The sequence below is a fragment of the Bacillus sp. V59.32b genome (assembly GCF_003429085.1).
GTDB lineage: Bacteria > Bacillota > Bacilli > Bacillales > DSM-1321 > Peribacillus.
The window spans coordinates 41,340-58,224 of record NZ_QVTC01000049.1; the positions used below are offsets into that span (position 1 = coordinate 41,340).

12 protein-coding genes, 2 pseudogenes and 1 riboswitch are annotated in these 16,885 nt (G+C 41.7%); of the genes and pseudogenes, 6 read left to right on the forward strand and 8 right to left on the reverse strand.

Annotated features, from left to right (window positions below; translation table 11 throughout):
• Nucleotides 1–90: 90 nt before the first annotated feature.
• The 3 genes and pseudogenes from D0463_RS19895 to pdxR form a co-directional block, all read right to left on the reverse strand.
• Nucleotides 91–587 (reverse strand): annotated as a pseudogene (locus D0463_RS19895) (DUF4885 family protein).
• A gap of 381 nt (nt 588–968) precedes the next feature.
• Nucleotides 969–1,280, reverse strand: a complete 312-nt coding sequence (locus tag D0463_RS19900) for a phospholipase A2 family protein (protein WP_117307575.1) — start codon at nt 1,278–1,280, stop codon at nt 969–971.
• 210 nt (nt 1,281–1,490) lie between these two features.
• Entirely contained in the window at nt 1,491–2,921 is a 1,431-nt protein-coding gene (gene pdxR / locus D0463_RS11630; RefSeq protein ID WP_117307576.1) for a MocR-like pyridoxine biosynthesis transcription factor PdxR, read from the reverse strand.
• A gap of 290 nt (nt 2,922–3,211) precedes the next feature.
• On the opposite strand from pdxR, the gene D0463_RS11635 reads away from it, so the two are divergent.
• Nucleotides 3,212–4,129: a DMT family transporter gene (locus D0463_RS11635; protein WP_117307577.1), complete on the forward strand. Its 918-nt coding sequence runs from the start codon at nt 3,212–3,214 to the stop codon at nt 4,127–4,129.
• A gap of 44 nt (nt 4,130–4,173) precedes the next feature.
• Here D0463_RS11635 and pepT read toward each other — a convergent pair whose 3' ends face one another.
• Complete coding sequence (pepT, locus tag D0463_RS11640) at nt 4,174–5,406, reverse strand: peptidase T (RefSeq protein ID WP_117307578.1); 1,233 nt, start codon at nt 5,404–5,406, stop codon at nt 4,174–4,176.
• 108 nt (nt 5,407–5,514) lie between these two features.
• A complete protein-coding gene (locus D0463_RS11645; protein WP_117307579.1) occupies nt 5,515–6,000 on the reverse strand; it encodes a QueT transporter family protein in 486 nt (161 codons plus the stop codon).
• A gap of 7 nt (nt 6,001–6,007) precedes the next feature.
• Nucleotides 6,008–6,052: riboswitch (PreQ1 riboswitch) on the reverse strand.
• Between the two features lie 223 nt (nt 6,053–6,275).
• On the opposite strand from D0463_RS11645, the gene D0463_RS11650 reads away from it, so the two are divergent.
• The gene (locus tag D0463_RS11650; protein ID WP_117307580.1) at nt 6,276–7,676 is read left to right on the forward strand and encodes a M20/M25/M40 family metallo-hydrolase; all 1,401 of its coding nucleotides are present in this window, start codon (nt 6,276–6,278) and stop codon (nt 7,674–7,676) included.
• A gap of 344 nt (nt 7,677–8,020) precedes the next feature.
• On the opposite strand, the gene D0463_RS11655 is transcribed toward D0463_RS11650, so the two are convergent.
• Nucleotides 8,021–8,929 carry an SDR family oxidoreductase gene (locus D0463_RS11655; RefSeq protein ID WP_117307581.1) on the reverse strand — a complete coding sequence of 303 codons (909 nt, stop codon included), beginning with the start codon at nt 8,927–8,929 and terminating at the stop codon, nt 8,021–8,023.
• 150 nt (nt 8,930–9,079) lie between these two features.
• Here D0463_RS11655 and D0463_RS11660 point away from each other — a divergent pair, with 150 nt between their 5' ends.
• Nucleotides 9,080–9,832: an MFS transporter gene (locus D0463_RS11660; protein ID WP_117307582.1), complete on the forward strand. Its 753-nt coding sequence runs from the start codon at nt 9,080–9,082 to the stop codon at nt 9,830–9,832.
• Between the two features lie 79 nt (nt 9,833–9,911).
• On the opposite strand, the gene tnpB is transcribed toward D0463_RS11660, so the two are convergent.
• Nucleotides 9,912–11,108, reverse strand: a complete 1,197-nt coding sequence (gene tnpB / locus D0463_RS11665; RefSeq protein ID WP_117307583.1) for an IS200/IS605 family element RNA-guided endonuclease TnpB — start codon at nt 11,106–11,108, stop codon at nt 9,912–9,914.
• Nucleotides 11,109–11,284: 176 nt separating this feature from the next.
• Here tnpB and D0463_RS11670 point away from each other — a divergent pair.
• Nucleotides 11,285–11,884: pseudogene (locus D0463_RS11670) on the forward strand (MFS transporter); the annotation flags it as partial.
• A 611-nt stretch (nt 11,885–12,495) separates the two neighbouring features.
• Nucleotides 12,496–12,957, forward strand: coding sequence for a hypothetical protein (locus D0463_RS11680; protein ID WP_117307586.1), 462 nt, complete (start codon nt 12,496–12,498; stop codon nt 12,955–12,957).
• Nucleotides 12,958–13,066: 109 nt separating this feature from the next.
• On the opposite strand, the gene D0463_RS11685 is transcribed toward D0463_RS11680, so the two are convergent.
• Nucleotides 13,067–14,209, reverse strand: a complete 1,143-nt coding sequence (locus tag D0463_RS11685; protein WP_254052776.1) for a CAP domain-containing protein — start codon at nt 14,207–14,209, stop codon at nt 13,067–13,069.
• A gap of 388 nt (nt 14,210–14,597) precedes the next feature.
• On the opposite strand from D0463_RS11685, the gene D0463_RS11690 reads away from it, so the two are divergent.
• Entirely contained in the window at nt 14,598–16,829 is a 2,232-nt protein-coding gene (locus D0463_RS11690; RefSeq protein WP_117307588.1) for a GGDEF and EAL domain-containing protein, read from the forward strand.
• Nucleotides 16,830–16,885: the final 56 nt, after the last annotated feature.

The following is a 16,885-nucleotide window of genomic DNA, read 5'->3' on the forward strand; positions in this document are numbered from 1 at the left end:
ATGGGCTGTTTCTTTTTATAAAGGCATAGGCTTATAACCCATTTATTCATTTTAATAGGGCCGTTTGTAAATACGTTATAGTCATCCTTTTTATAGAGAAGCAACACTTGCTTTCCATTCTTGAATCCAGTTCGTTTTCCCAATTCCGTAGCTTTCTTTTTGCCCAATGTCCTGTAACGAACTGTTTTCGTATCCAATCGATAAGAATAAATCCGGAATGGAGTCGAATCCATTCTTTGCAAGTGCATATAACTGAGGTCCATAGTGAGCCGCCATAATACCTGAACCCGCCGCATTATAAGGATTTTTGCGCAGCCCATTCTTATAGATTTCAAAAATATCTGTTCCGTCTTCTGTCACAAACTTCCCATCTGACACTATTAGGTTTTTCAGGCATAGCCTGTTACATTTTTTATTTCACGGACAAGAGTGTACTTATCATACTTATCACGGGTAAATTGGGTGCAGTCATCCGAACGGCTTTGGATAATATGAACGAATAGCTCCCTCGAATTACGGGCAGAATTCAGTACCTCTTCTAACTGACCAATGAGACCCTTATCTTCGGTCCCACCTACAGTTAGCATGAAATTATTTGGATCGATAGTAAAGATCAATTTCAATTCATTTGAATACTAATTTGGTATTTCTCAAACAGTTCTTTTAACTGCCCATTCACTTTTTGCCGGTTGAATGCTTTTCGTTCTGCGACTTCTACCGCACCGTTTATAAGTGGCTCATCTCAGCGTCTGTTTTGGCCTGAGTATTTTGTTTGCTTTGTTGCAACGAATGGTAGATTGATATTCATTCTGATTCTGCCTTAAACAAATATTCATATAATGAATTTTTCAACTTGTAGTTTCTTGTTAGAAATATCGGTATAGGAATGGAAAAGTTTAGGTGATGAAGGTAGAAGATTTATATAGTAAAGTAAATGAGGGGAGTTCAACTCTGATAATAAAGAGGAATTATATCCTCTTCCTTCTTCTTTGTTCTTGTCCACATTTGTGCGATTTCCGCATTTTCATAAAACGGTACATAAGTGCGGCGTTCTTGCCCTTTTGGGTATGACGATTGATTTTAGGGCGCAGGCAATCGAGAAATTCTGTATCGCATTTGCATGGTGAAATTCCCCTCTCTAAGCAGAGGTCATGTCTTCTGCAGCAGTTATCGACATCGTTGACCGGAGCGCCTGGACCGCTGCAAGCAGGTCCACACCATTTATAGCCGGGAAAGATACAACGTCCTTGACGTCTTTCCTCTCTTTTTCTTATAAACATAACAACACATCCTTGAAAATTAAATTATTCATAGTTTATGAGAGAGAGCAGGGGAACGAGCAGGACGAAGCCCTAACATTGAAAAAATATTGGTAGGTTGAGCTGACGGATAGAGCCGTGAAGAATCATTGTATGGCTCTGTTAAACTTTATTTTGAAAAAGCAATAATCGGCTTAATGAGCCAGGAGAGATTTATAAACATAGCCATTTCTAAAAATCAGTTATCACTTTACATAGCTTTTGCAGTCCGATTTTTAAATCATGGTCACTCAACAGGGAGTAACTGATGCGCAAATATTGCTGCTTAGATTCCGTGGCAAAACAAGCTGAGCCAGGCAAAAAGGAGACATCCGCTTCTTTTGCCTTGTTGAGCAGTGCATGTGGATCGATTGAATCCGGGAGTGAACACCATAGATTGAAGCCGCCATCTGGCACTTGAAACGAAAATGTCCCATTTAAACAAGATAATATCTCTACAGCAGTATCCCGCCGAATTTGCAAAGCGGTCCGAAGCTTCTCCATATGGTTTTTCATTCTTTCTGTCCGCAAAAAGGGCAGAATCGCTTTTTGGGTTATAAGCGGGCTGCCGATATCCATGAAAGCCTTCACCGCGTACAGCCAATCAAAAACAGGCCCGTCCGCGAGCATGGCTGCGATGCGGACTCCCGGTGCCAGTGTTTTGCTGAAGCCTTTCAAATGAATGACATGGCCATCTTTGTCAAAGTGTTTAATCGGCTTTGGTGGAACAAGCTGATCGAAATAAATATCGCCAAAGGAATCATCTTCTATAATGAAAAAGTTATAAAGCTCTGCCAATTCTACATGCTCTCGCCGTCTTTGTTCACTCATCAATGTACCGGTCGGGTTATGGAAGGATGGGTTGACGTATAGGAGGACCGGTTTCTTTTTTTGGCAGACATCCTCAAGTAAATCAGCCCGGATTCCTTGTTCATCAAGTTCAATGGAAATCAGGTTTATCCCTTTATTGACAAACACATCAATCGCTGCCCCGTAGCAAGGGCTTTCGACTATGACCGTATCACCAGGTTTTAATAAGGTCTGGGCGATCAGGTCAATTCCCTGTTGAACACCGCTGGTAATCAATAATTGAGAAGGGGCGGCAGTCAACCCTTGATGGTCATTTAGGTATTTTGCTATTTCAATGCGGAGCTCCGCGTCCCCTTGAACCGGGCCATATGTAGCCAGGACCATTCGGTTTTTGTCGAGGATTTTCTGCATTTCATCCGCCAGGAATTGAGTAGGCAGCAGCCGCGGGTAAACGACGGCCTGGGAGAAATCATAATATTTCTTTTGCCGGTTGATCACATATTGTGACCTCACGACGTTAACGGCTAATGAGCGCTGCCAGTCGAATGGATCATGTATTTGAGGGGAGACCCGTTTTTCTCCTCTTATATACACTCCTTTTCCTTGCTGGATGAAGACGTATCCTTTTTTCTCGAGCCATTTATATGCTTTTCGGACAGTTAGCATACTGACGTGTAACTCTTCTGCCATCTCTCGCAATGAAGGCAGCTGTTCGCTGTCGGCTAACAGCCCGTTCTGGATGCGCTGCACAATCTGGTCACTGATTTGTTGAAAGAATGGGGTATTGGATTCCTTATGAAGGATGAATTTCATGATTTCACCTAAGTTTCTTTTTATTTAATTTTCACTGTCGGCAGGGAGTGTAGTCTGGCCATTTAAACGAAAAAAATGATGATTTACATGAAAAGACACGGGATTCAAACGAAAACTCCAGCGATTTAAACGAAAGCCCCAAGTTCCTTCCATAGAGAGAGCTTTATTTAAAGTTAATAGAAAAATATCTTATAAGCAATGAAAATTTCATTCTGCTGTTATATACGGTGATGTACTGTTATACACTGTTTCCTCTATACTTTTTTCATTAGATAAGAGGGGGGAAGCAAATGATCATTTTCAATTATATTCTCGTTTGCATCATTTTCGGCACAACATTTTTAACGATTAAAATAGGGATTGAGGCAGGAACACCGCCGCTTTTTTCCGCAGGAATCCGCTTCTTTACCGCGGGCGTTCTTGTCATGATTTATTTTAGTTTCAAGCGTAAACTCAACAAGTCTTTGCTTTTATCGAAACGAATCATGTATGCCGGATTTTGTCTTACCTTCATGACCTTTGCAACTTTATATTGGGCAGAACAGCATATCACCTCCGGATTGGCAGCCGTTCTTTCGGCTACCGGACCGATGATGATTGTATTGCTTCAAGCAAGGGGGAACAAGGCAGGTATAAAGCGGGAACAATTTCTCGCGCTGATGCTTGCGCTCGGAGGAGTGGCTTGCATTTCATTACCCGGCATGCAGCAACACATCTCTTCTCTATGGGTGATTGCTTGTTTAATCATCCTTGCTGGAGAAGTATTTTACGGAATGGGTTCGATCAAGTCTAAAGAGATTCTCACGGATATGCCTGAAATATCGCCGTTTTTAATGAATGGCATTCAGATGTGTTACGGAGGATTGTTTCTGCTAATTGCTTCCGTGTTTTTGGAGCAGCCGGAATTGTCTGTGTTAACTTCATGGAGTGTACAGTGGCCGCTTCTTTATTTGATTTTTGTCGGTTCTATCGGCGGACATGGCTTGTACTACTGGCTGTTATCTAAAACGAATCCGGTGTTTCCGTCCACCTGGCTCTATGTATCGCCGTTAATTGCCATCATTGCGGGGTATTTCTTCCTGAGTGAAGCTGTGCAACCTATTATGGGGATCGGCGCTTTAATGATCCTGACAGGCGTATTTTTGGCAAACCGCTCCATGCTGGAATTGTATTGGAGACAAGGGAAACTGTTGAAAAAGGCCGGATAAGCAATGGGCACCATCCGTGTATTGGATGGTGCCCTCAAGCTATCCTAACTTTTTTGCTCATATAACTTTGCAATCTCAATCACAACATTAGTCGCTTTAACCATGTTATCGACGGAAATATACTCGAATTTGCCGTGATAATTTTCTCCGCCTGTGAAGATATTCGGTGTCGGCAGTCCCATGTAGGATAACTGCGAGCCGTCCGTTCCACCCCTTATCGGTTTGATAACAGGCTCGATGTCCAAGTTCTTCATTGCTTCATAAGCAATGTCGACGATTTCCTTTACTGGTTCGATTTTTTCTCCCATGTTGTAATATTGATCTTTCAGGTCCAAGAGGATTCGTTCTTCCCCGTGAATTTCTTTTAGCTCATTCACGATTTTTTCGAAATTTGTTTTTCTGGACTGGAATCCTTCTTTGTCAAAATCCCTGATAATATAATGAAGCTTCGTTTGTTCAACGTCTCCGTTTATCGAAAGAAGATGGTAAAAGCCTTCATACCCTTCTGTTAATTCCGGTGCTTCCCGGGCAGGCAGCTTTGCGTTCAATTCCATTGCAATTTTCGCGGAATTCACCATCTTCCCTTTGGCAGATCCGGGATGGACATTGGTACCTTTAATCGTGACTTTAGCAGCCGCTGCGTTAAAGCTCTCATACTCTAATTCGCCGAGCGGTCCGCCATCGACTGTATAGGCGAACTTCGCATTGAATTTGGCAACATCAAATTTATGCGGCCCTCTTCCAATCTCTTCATCAGGTGTAAAAGCAACCCGGATCTGTCCATGCTTGATTTCCGGATGCTTAATCAGATAATCCATCGCGGTCATGATTTCGGCAATGCCGGCTTTGTTGTCTGCCCCGAGAAGAGTTGTGCCGTCTGTTGTTATTAACGTGTGGCCTTTATAATGGGGCAATTCCGGGAAGTCCTTTGTTGATAGGATGATTTGTAAAGATTCATTTAATGTAATGTCGTTCCCATCAAAATTTTCGACGATTTGCGGTTTAACGTTGGCGCCGGTGAAATCTGTCGCTGTATCCACATGGGCCAAAAAGCCAATCGTTGGCACCTCTTTTTCCGTATTCGAAGGAAGGGAAGCCATGACGTATCCATTTTCATCGATCGTTACCTCACTCATGCCGATTGCCTTCAACTCGTCGACCAGCATATTCGCTAACGTCAGTTGACCGGGCGTGGAAGGGCATGTGTCATTATTTTCGTTTGATTGCGTGTCCACTTTTACATAGGCAATAAATCTGTCAATGATTTCATTTCTCAACTTATTTTCAACTCCCTAAAGATTATATTCCCATATTATCACAATAAACAAACGGCCATACACGATGAAGTGTATGGCCTTCAGGGAAAATCGATGTTGCCCGATCACCTATATTAGTTTCTGAAAGTTCACCCGTTTGTTTATCGCATAGATAATTGGCGCTCCGACTAGCAAGACGGCGAATTCGCCTGCGGCTGTTGTTAGCCATGTTAGTAAGAAAGGGAAACCAAGCGCCAAATGGAGTTCCCAAGCAATCATAAACATCGTGAATGTGAAAACCACGGTATTAATCATCATTCTGGCCCAGATGTTCTTTACGTAGCGCATTGCCCCAATGGTTATTAATAAAGCAATCAAGGATTGGGCAGTGCCAAAAACAATATCGTAGGCAACCATTGGTGAAAAGAATAAATTGCTTAAAAAGACACCTAGGACGATTCCATAAATATACTTTTTATTGAACACGATCAGATGGTTAAACATTTCCGAAATACGGAATTGCAATTGACCGAATCCCAATGGGGCAATCGTTGCCGTAACGGCAATATACAAGGCAGCCAAGATTCCGTTGGCTACAATGGTTTTAATATTCATCTAGTTTCTCTCCCTAGTTTTTTTTCGTGGGATGGTTTCGAACCACGCTCGAGATTGCACTCGAAGGACAATTTTATAGCATAGAGGATCTGTTAGTCAAACATCAAATACTGACAAAACCATTCTATTTTCCTGGGCATCAAATCCTATAAATCAAGATATCTAGCAGAAATAGAATATATTAACTAGTCTATAATGGTCATATATTCCCTAGTCCAAAAATTCTAAATATTATAAATTTACTATGTATCTATGAAACCATGAGGAGGAATTCTATGAAAAAACGAATTATTCCAGTAGCTTTGGCCAGTGCCTTATTATTTGGTGCTGTTGGTGCACCCGCAGCACTAGCAAAGCCTGCTGAATCAGCATCGTACAAACTTCCGGTCAAGGTGAGTGACCATTTAGTCACGAAAATGATCAATGTAAATAATATCTATAATACAATTGCTGATCTATCAAAAACACCAAGGGTTGCCGGTACGGAATCCGAATACAAAGCTGTCCAATATATTAAGAAAAAATTTGAATCATATGGATTTAAAACCGAGATTCAGGAATTCAAATACATTGGATACACTCCTCCTACAAATATTGAACTATCGGTTGACGGTTACGATGGAACTCTTGCTCCCAAACCGTTCACTTTTACGGTCAATGGGGATGTCACCGGTGAACTCGTCCTTGCCGGAAAAGGTAAAAAGGATGAGCTTCAAAATGCGGATCTAACCGGAAAAATTGCCCTGATCCAGCGCGGGGAAATCACTTTTGCCGAGAAGGTGCTGAATGCGGCAGAAAAAGGTGCGTCCGGTGTTATCATTTATAATAATGCCGATGGAGATCTAAATGGTACACTTGGCGAGGCTAACGATAAGTATGTGCCTGCGGTTGGATTAACGAAGGCTGAAGGGGAAGCCCTAGCGGCGAAAGTAAGCGCCGATGCTCCAGTCACAGCCCACCTCAAGGTTGAAGGTGCTGTAACCGGGGAAAATACATCCCATAATGTCATCGCGACAAAGAAGCCAACTTCTAAAAAGAAAGCGAATAATGAAATTATCGTCCTCGGAGCTCACCATGACTCGGTTTCAGGCGCACCAGGAGCCAATGATGATGCTTCAGGAACAGCAATGACTTTGGAGCTTTCACGAGTCCTTAAAAAATTACCGACAGATACAGAAATCCGCTTCATTACATTTGGTGCAGAAGAAGTGGGTCTCGTTGGTTCAAGTCATTATGTGGAGAACCTTTCTGAAGATGAAAAGAGCCGGATTATCGCCAACTTTAACCTAGATATGGTAGGAAGCAGAGATGCTGGCGACCTAATCTTGATGACAAATGATGGACAACCTAACCTTGTCACTGAACTTGCTCAGGCTTCAAGTACAAGACTAAACGGAGCACCGACCCCATATGCGCAAGGCGGACGAAGTGACCATGTTCCATTTGCCGAAGCTGGAATACCGGCAGCCTTATTCATTCATAATCCGTCTGAGCCATGGTATCATACTCCGGATGACTCACTTGACAAGATAAGTAAGGAAAAGCTGCAAGACGTCGCTGAGATTGTCGGCGCTGCCATTTATGACCGTGCCCGAATCGACGTTCAGTGGCCAAAAGTCAAACATGGCAAGAAATACAAAACACCACATTTATATCACGAACAGGATATCAAATAAGATTATCACTTTAAAAGGGCCAGTTTTCTCCGCGTGAAAGCGGGGGAGAGCACCGGCCCTTTTTTATTTAAGTTAAAGTATACCTTTTTTAAATTTGATAGATGTCTAGTTGTTACGTTCAGGACTTACTAGTGCCAGCGAAGACATAAGGATATGGTTCTTAGTCGACCTGGACTTGCCAGAAAGGGATGGGGCCTTTAGTAAAACTTGGGATTTACAATCCAAACTTAGAATTTATTAGCCAAACTCGGCATTTATTATCCAAGACCCAGAATTAAGTTTGCAACCGGACAGGGCAGTTTTATTCGACGTTCCATATTTGCAAGATGCTTTTGCTTTTCTTGTTAAGAACTTACCATTTCACCGCCATTCGGATGCAGGATTTGCCCGGACATATAGCTGGAATCATCAGAAGCAAGGAATACAAAGCTTGTCGCAACTTCAAAAGGTTGGCCGGCCCGTTTCATTGGTACTTCGGGAGTATAGGTGCCGAATGTTTTGACTTGTGCTGCTGGAAAGGATGAAGGAATGAGAGGGGTCCAAATCGGTCCGGGCGCAACACCATTTACCCGGATTCCTTTTTCTATTAGAGAAAGTGAAAGGGAGCGAGTGAATGTTAAAATAGCACCCTTCGTAGAGGAATAATCGATCAATTGTTTATTTCCTTCATACGCGGTTACGGAAGTTGTGTTAATAATGGTACTCCCGTTTTTCAAATAAGGCAGGACCGCTTTTGTCATGAAGAAAAAAGCATAGATATTCGTGCGGAAAGTGCGGTCTAACTGTTCGGCTGTAATATCCATTATGCTTTTTTGGACATATTGCACGGCATGGTTATTCACAAGGATATCAATTTTGCCAAAGCAATGAATCGATTGTTTTACCACTTCATGCGACATCGCTTCTTGTTGAAGATCCCCGGGAATAAGCAGACAACGTCTTCCGAACTGCTCTATTCTATTTCTCGTTTCTTCCGCATCTTCATGTTCGTATAAGTAAGCAATGGCAACATCTGCGCCTTCCTTCGCAAATGCGTAGGCGACAGCCCTGCCAATGCCGCTATCTCCTCCTGTGATAATGGCCACTTTGTTCTTTAGTTTGCCGCTCCCTGTATAATTAGGATTTTCGGAAATAGGTCTTGGCACCATCACATGTTCGAGTCCAGGATGTTGGTTTTGATGCTGCGGCGGAAAAGCAATCGGGATGTCCTTGCACTTTGTTTCTTTTCCAATATATTTATAGACTGGATACATATGCAACACACCTTTCTAACTGAGATACTGAAAAAACGAATGCATAAAGGCCACAATAATAAATTATATTTTCAGTTAAAAGATAAATACCATGGGGATGTTGTTAAGTTTATAATGAAAGGAAAATAAGGATAAAGGTGGAAGCGATCAGTGAAAAAAATTCATTACGGTTGGATGATTCTGGTGGTCACTTTTTTTTCGATTATTGTAGCCGGGATTATCCATTCCTCTTCAGGCGTGTTTCTTGTCCCATTTGAAGAGGAATTCGGATGGGACCGCGCGTTTATTTCCTTGTCGTTCGCCATCAGTCTCGTAATCTATGGCTTCTCGGGTCCCTTTGTGGCGGCACTGCTGGAAAACGTTGGGGTTAAGAAAATCATGGTGTTGGCCATGTCCATATTATGGGTCGGCATTGGGCTAACCTTTTTCATGGCATATTCCTGGCAACTTATCCTCATATGGGGATTCATTTTCGGCATAGGTTCAAGCGTGTTTTTGACTGTGCTTAGCACGTATGTAGCGAACCACTGGTTTGAAAAACGCAGAGGATTGATATTGGGAATTCTAACGGCCAGCACCGCTACAGGACAGCTTATATTACTCCCGGTTTTAGCAGTGATTGTCGAGAGTTTTTCCTGGAAATGGGCAATGGAGCTTATTTTTTTCTTAAGCGCAGTCATGATTCCATTGATTCTCATTTTTATGAAAAACTCTCCGCAAGAGGTTGGGTTAGCGCGTTACGGCCAAATAGGGGAAGACCATGAAGAAGCCATTCTTGAAAAAAAGAACCCGGTTCGCTTGGCGTTTGGAATCCTTAAAGAGGCGGTCCGATTGACACTCCCACAGCTGAAGCTGTGGGATTCCTTCTTCCCACATGCCGTAAGTCGCCATATCTCTCGATAGGGTTTCTTGCCATGAGTTTTCCTATGTCGTTTGAACCTTTGGCTCAAAAAAGACTGCGGTGTTACTTACTTGCTGTCCATTAGGCTATCCCCGCTTGTCCAGCGGTTAGGAGTCGTCCCCCTTCTTTCAGAATGTTCTTGGCTGCGTTGTGATCTCGATCATGATGAGCCCCACATTCACATGTCCATTCTCTAATCGAAAGGTTTTTAACGGCCTTGTTTTTCTTTTCACAACTGGAACAAAGTTGCGAACTAGGAAAATGGGAACCTACTACCACTAGATGTTTCCCGTACCATTTACACTTGTATGCTAGCATTCTACGGAACTCAGACCAGGACACTTCTGAAATGGCTTTTGCTAACTTCCTGTTTTTTAACATATTTTTCACACGCAAATCTTCAATCGCGATCACTTGGTTTTCGCGAACCAGCGAAGAAGAGAGTTTGTGCAAAAAATCTTGTCGGGCATTCATGATGTCTTCGTGGATTTTTGCCACTTTCCGTTTTTGTTTATGCCAATTGGAACTGCCCACTTTCCTTCTGGAGAGAATCCGCTGGGCTTTTACCAGTTTTTCTTCCAGTGAACGAAACCATTTAGGATTAGAGATTGTGGTCCCATCCGAAAATGTGGCAAATTCTTTCAGACCAACATCTATACCGATTTTAAACATGGAAGTTTGTATCATTTCTATTTTTTGTTCGGTTAGAATAGATACAAAGTATTTGCCTGTAGCCGACCTTCGAACCGTGGCAGAAAGGATTTTTCCTCTCACTTCACGGGACTTCGCAACCTTCACCCATCCCATTTTCGGCAAAAGGAGAAAATCCTTATTTCCCATGCGTTCCATACGAACGCTTCCTACGCCTTTGTTATAGTTGCATTTCGCTTTATAGGATTGAATGTTGTTCTTTTTGCTTTTAAAACGGGGTTTTCCTTTTGATTTATGATAAAATGCTTTGAATGCTTTCCCTAAGTCTTGAAGCGTGCTTTGAAGAGCAGTGGAATCCACTTCGTTTAACCATTGCATTTCTTTCTTCATGGAGGTTAGTTCCTTTTGAGCGTTCGAAGCATTAAAAAATTCCGATTTCCATCTATTCTCGGTCAGCTGTCCGTTTTGAACCATCTCGTGTACGATATACCAATAAACGACCTTTTTATCTTGTTTGGCTAAAGCTTGATTAAACACAAAACGACAACACCCGATGGTTTTATGAATCAAAGTGGCTTGTTTATCCGTTGGATACAACCGAAATTTATAAGCTTTATGAATGTTCATGGCGATTAGCCTCCCTTCCAAAAAGATGATGGCAAGTTTATTTTACCAGAACAAACGTTCTTAAGCAACATATACGCTCTTAAAAAAGCAAAATCGAACCATTAACGTGTCTAAAGATACACCTGGTTCGACCTCACTTTCATCCATCCCTAAAGGAGCGGGCTTTCTTGTTCGGGATATCTGTAAAAGCATTTTGGCTATTAGCGGGAAGCTTTTTTATTTGCGGGTTGTCCACAAGCGGCTTAATTGGCACTCATTTTATCTCCTATTGTTCCAGCTTTGGCATACCGGCGGTTACGGCAGCAGGATTAATTGCTTTTAGGGGCATTTTTGATTTGATCGGCACGACTTTATCTGGCTGGTTATCAGACAGATATGATAACCGGTGGTTACTGTTCTGGTATTACGCATTAAGAGGACTGTCCTTATTGTTATTGCCGTTTGCTTTATCGGAAAACTCGATGTTCTTTCTGATTGTATTTGCGGTTTTTTATGGCTTGGATTGGATTGCCACGGTTCCCCCTACAATCGGGTTGGCGACACAAACATTTGGCGTGGAGAAGAGCGGGATTGTCTATGGCTGGATTTTCGCAGCCCACCAGGCGGGAGCGGGCGTCGCTGCCTACGGGGGTGGGCTATTGTTTTCCATATTTAATACATACCAATTGGCTTTTTTAATGGCAGGCGTGTTCTGTTTTCTGGGCAGTTTGTTTGTCATGGGAATAAGGAAAAGTGCAGAAGTATCTGTAGACTCCAAAATAGAAGTGGTGAAATAAGCAGGGCCAAAAACTGTGTGAATCCTGATGGCCCCTCCATACAAGATTCACCCATTTTTTTGATCGTATTTCAAATGGACCAGAATGGGATCCATCTCAGTCAATTTTGCAACAAAGTTGATTGGCGAGGATATGCGAGACTCCTCGAAAATGCATACGCATTTTCCCGTGCGGTTCCTATTCATGGATGATGATTCAACGTCCTGCGGGAAAAGCAGGCCAGTTAACGGAACGTCGACTAAGATCTGCCACGTCCTTATGTCTTACGTCGACGCCAACACATCCTGTGTAAGTCCCGGAGGCATGCCCTTTGCCGAGAAGGCTGCCGGACTGCCCGCGGAAAGCGAGCGCCTGGAGCGGAAATCAACGGATAATCAAAGCTTAAACCAGTTCTTTTGGTGAAGAACTACATTTACTATTAATATGGTAATTTCTAATATCTTACATATGCAGAAATTAAAAGGATTTTAAGAAGGTTATGTGGAAAGTATCTTGAAGAGTATTTGAACATAACCTCATCCTCCGTATATTTCCATAGTGTTGCCTCCTAAATGTTGTCAAAAGACTTCGTATATGCTTTATTTTAAAACTAACGAAAGAAGGTATTGAATGTGAATGGAAACTTTTTTGCTGACTATAAAAATTATATTGTTTTGCCTGTGGAACAAGAAGTTAGTAAAGAAGAATTTGATCCAAAAGATTATGGCACCTATTATATTCTGACGTTATCCCTCTATGATTCTCTGATTTCTAAGTGGAGTGAAGCAACTAAATTCGATATAGACGTAGAAAAAAGTATAAAAACGGTTTTAGAGGAATTCAATAAAAGACATAAAAGCAAGTATCATCTTCAAATCCTTGAACTGGAAATTGATAAATCTTATTTCGTACTGGCTTTATCTTGTAAAAATGAAATGGAAAATCAAGAAGGGATGGACCGGATTCCATACATCGTGGAAAAGAGGCTTTCCAACCCTTTTTATACGGGCCAATGCTGGTTTAAGCTCGTCGGCCAAAGAGGGAGAATGTCCCGTAAACTTTTTTGCTTTTCATTCAAGGAATATACCATGTGATTTATCCCCGGGAGATGAATTCCTGCTCGTATACATTTAAATACTGAGAAGAAAGCGAGAAAAATAAAAAAGCTGTGTTGATTCTGTTAGAATCACACAGCTTATTTTTTTATTTTGAATAAAAGTTTTCCGTATAATAAGGTCGTGCTTTATCGTCAAAGGCAACTCCGACCCCTAATCGCTCAAAGTCTTTCTTTAATATATTTTCCCGGTGCCCCATTGAGTTCATCAAGCCTTCGTGAGCGAAGATGCTGCTAAACTGGCCGGATGCAAGATTTTCTCCTGCGACCGTGAAGAATACGTCATCTTCCTTCATTCGATCGAACGGGGATTGCCCTTTCGGATTGGTATGATTAAAGTATTGATTTTCAGCCATATCGGTACTGTGATCACGGGCGGTTCCTCTAACATGGTTATCCCATGTCAGGATGGGCAAGTCATGATTGACCCTTGTCGCATTGGTGACGTCGAACAGTTGATACTCAAGGCCCTCCATTAACTGTTTGCTTCCCTCTGTATAAAAATCTTTCTTGTTTTGTTCAAGGCCTTTACTTACAATCTGAATCGAAGTTAACGTATTGTTTTGATGCTTATCAAAAAACACAGTGACATAGCTGCCATCTATTAAAAACATTTCGTAATCCCTGTTTGCTTCAAATTGATAGTAGGCCATGCCCTTGCGGATTTTTGTAAGAGGTTCACCTAATTGTTGGAGAACGGATTCCTTAGGGCTCCCCTTCTTTAGTCCTTGTGTAGATGCGATTAAATCCTGGTTCGTGTATAAGCCGGCAACTTTATTATTTTTATCGTAAGCTGCCATGATAAAGTTTTGATAATTTGTATGATACGTGTCCCACTTGATTCCATATTCATTATAGGATGAACGTTTTGCCGCTCCAAGCTGCTTTTCAACGTCTTCTTTTGAATCGCCAAGCCCAATATTATGAATGGTGAAAACATCTTCAACTGGTGTCGTCAAAGTGGGCTTATCAATTTGTTCGGCTTCCGATTCTTGCTCCGCTTCCGGAAGCTGTTCTAATGCTTTATCAAACTGTCCCAGCAACTGAGTAAATCCGCCGTGTATTGTATCGATTGCAGCGGCGAAATCAGGGTTGTCATGGATCGCTTTAAATTCGGATTCTATCTTTTCCACTGCACTGTGAAAGCCTGTTTGATCAACAGGTTTTCCTAAGAAAGACCAAGAAGCGAATACAACCAACGAAAGTGATATGATAAGAAATAAACGCCTCAATTTTTCTCCTCCATTTCTCCTCATTATTCTACCCAAATTGATGCCATGTAGAAACCTAAAAGATGTGTGTATGATTAAAGGGAGAGTGACATTTTTAATGAAAAGAAAATAAACGGGTTAAGGATAGACTTTTTGTATCGATTGCCAAGCGGGCAGGGTTTGGGGTATCTATTCGATCGGTGAGTTTAACTTATATAGAAAAAAAGTATACTACATTACATAATAAGGAGTATACGAGAATTCAGCAAATAAAAGTGCTCGGTGACGAGGGGATGGAGTATAAATCCCTAAAATCCATTGTGATGTTCCTTTATTTTTGATATGTTAAAAATAAACATAAAAAAGTGCCGATGATTTCTAGCATATGTCACTAAGGGGTACCAGAGCCATGAGAAACAATCATTCTAGAAAAATAATCTTTATTTTTGGTTTTGTCTTTTTTATATACATACTGAACGAGTTAGCAGTCACCTTCTTTTCTTCAAAGAAAATAATAGGGTACGTGTTTGATATTGTCATTTTTCTGGCAGTCCTGTCTATTATTTTTTATCTGCTCGAAACGATAGATAAGGCAAATAAAGATCTGCAAAAAAACAAACAGAGATTGAAAAATATTTTTGACACACTGGATATTGCGGTATGGTCTCACGATTTAAAGTCGGATACTTTATTAATTACCCCAGAAATTGTGAAGCTATATGGAAGTTCGGTAGAAGATTTCTATCAGGATTTAGCGCTTTGGAAAAAAGTCATCCATCCTGACGATCTAAATATCTTGGCCGAAAGGGAAGAGAAAATCGCGCTTGGGGAAATCGTCACAAGCATCTATCGGATCATCCGCCCTGATGGAGACATCCGCTGGATACAGGACCGGGGTATCCCAACGATTGATGGAAATGGTGAATTGGTGTATTTCAGTAGTGTACTAGTGGATATAACCAACAGGAAAGAAAGTGAAGAGCGCTATCGCACTTTAGTGGAAATGTCACCTGACATTATAGCTGTCTACAGCAGAGGGAAAATTGATTATATTAATGAGTCCGGCTTTAAACTGTTTGGGGCATCCAATTCAGATGAGCTGATGGGCGAGCCGATTGGAAAGATTATCCCTGATTCGATTTTGAAACAAATTAAAAAAAGCGATTTAACCTTTGACGATAATTTCGAACGAAAAATGAGGTTTGAATTTCAAGGGTTACGGCTTGATAGCAAGAATTTTGATATGGAAATGACTGTCATGCCTATATTCTATGAAGGCAGAGTGGCGAGGCAAATTGTCGGCAGGGACATTTCCAAGCGGAAAAAAGCAGAAGCGACAATCAAATATATGGCCTTTTACGACGCTTTAACCGGCCTGCCTAACCGTAATATGTTCAAGATGCATTTAAGCGATGTCTTAAGCTTGCAGGAAAATCAAATGTTGGCCGTCCTGTTTTTGGATTTGGACAGGTTTAAGATTATTAATGATACAAAAGGACATATAATAGGGGACCGCATCTTAAAAGAGGTCGCCAAAAGGCTTGGGAAGGCTCTTCTTAACGATGGGATTGTTTCACGCCAGGGCGGGGATGAATTCATTATCTTATTGGAAAATATGGATAAAGAAAAAGTGGCCAAGGTCGCACAGCGAATCCTTGATGAATTTTCTTTTCCGCTCGAAGTCGATTCCCAAGAGTTTTTTGTCACCCCTAGTATTGGCATCAGTCTGTACCCGGGGGATGGATTAGATGAGGAAACATTAATCCAGCATGCGGATACTGCTATGTATCTGGCGAAAGAGCGAGGAAAGAATAAATTTCAATTTTACACTTCTCAACTCAAGGGATTGTCATCCCATAAGATGGAGATGGAGAATGGATTAAGAAAAGCGTTGGAACAGGACCAGCTAATTCTTCATTATCAGCCTCAGGTTGAATTGGAAACCGGAGAAATCGCCGGAATAGAAGCATTGATTCGTTGGAAGGATCCTGACAGAGGGTTAGTACCACCATCGGAGTTTATTCCACTGGCAGAAGAAACAGGGCTCATCGTTCCTCTAGGAAAATGGGTGTTAAATAAGGCTTGTAAGCAAAATAAAGCCTGGCAAAAACTCGGTTTCAAAGCAGTGCCTATAGCTGTTAACATTTCCGTTCGCCAGATCCAAGAGGATGATTTTGTCGATTCGGTCATGCAGGTACTGAATGCAACAGGCATGGACGCCCGTTACTTAGAACTTGAAATTACCGAAAGCATTATGCAGGATATGGAAAGATCAACAGCGATTTTGAACGAATTGAAACATCTAGGCGTGAAAATATCAATTGACGATTTTGGAAAAGGCTATTCTTCCTTGAGCTATTTGAAACATTTGCCAATCGACAATATCAAAATCGACAAATCCTTCGTCGATGATATTATCGAACATTCCAGCCAGGGAGCCATGGTCAAAACCATCATCGACATGTGCCACAACTTCCGGTTCACCGTCATCGCAGAAGGCATCGAAAGCCAAGAACAAGTAGCCTTCCTAAAACGCAACGAATGCACGATAGGCCAAGGCTATTACTTCAGCAAACCCCTATCAAAACAACAAATGGAAGACCTGCTCTCGAGCGGCGTTTTCTCTAAATGGAAATCATAAATACATTCATAAAATGAAGAGTTGCCTTGCTGTCTCAGCCGGCAACTCTTTTTCAT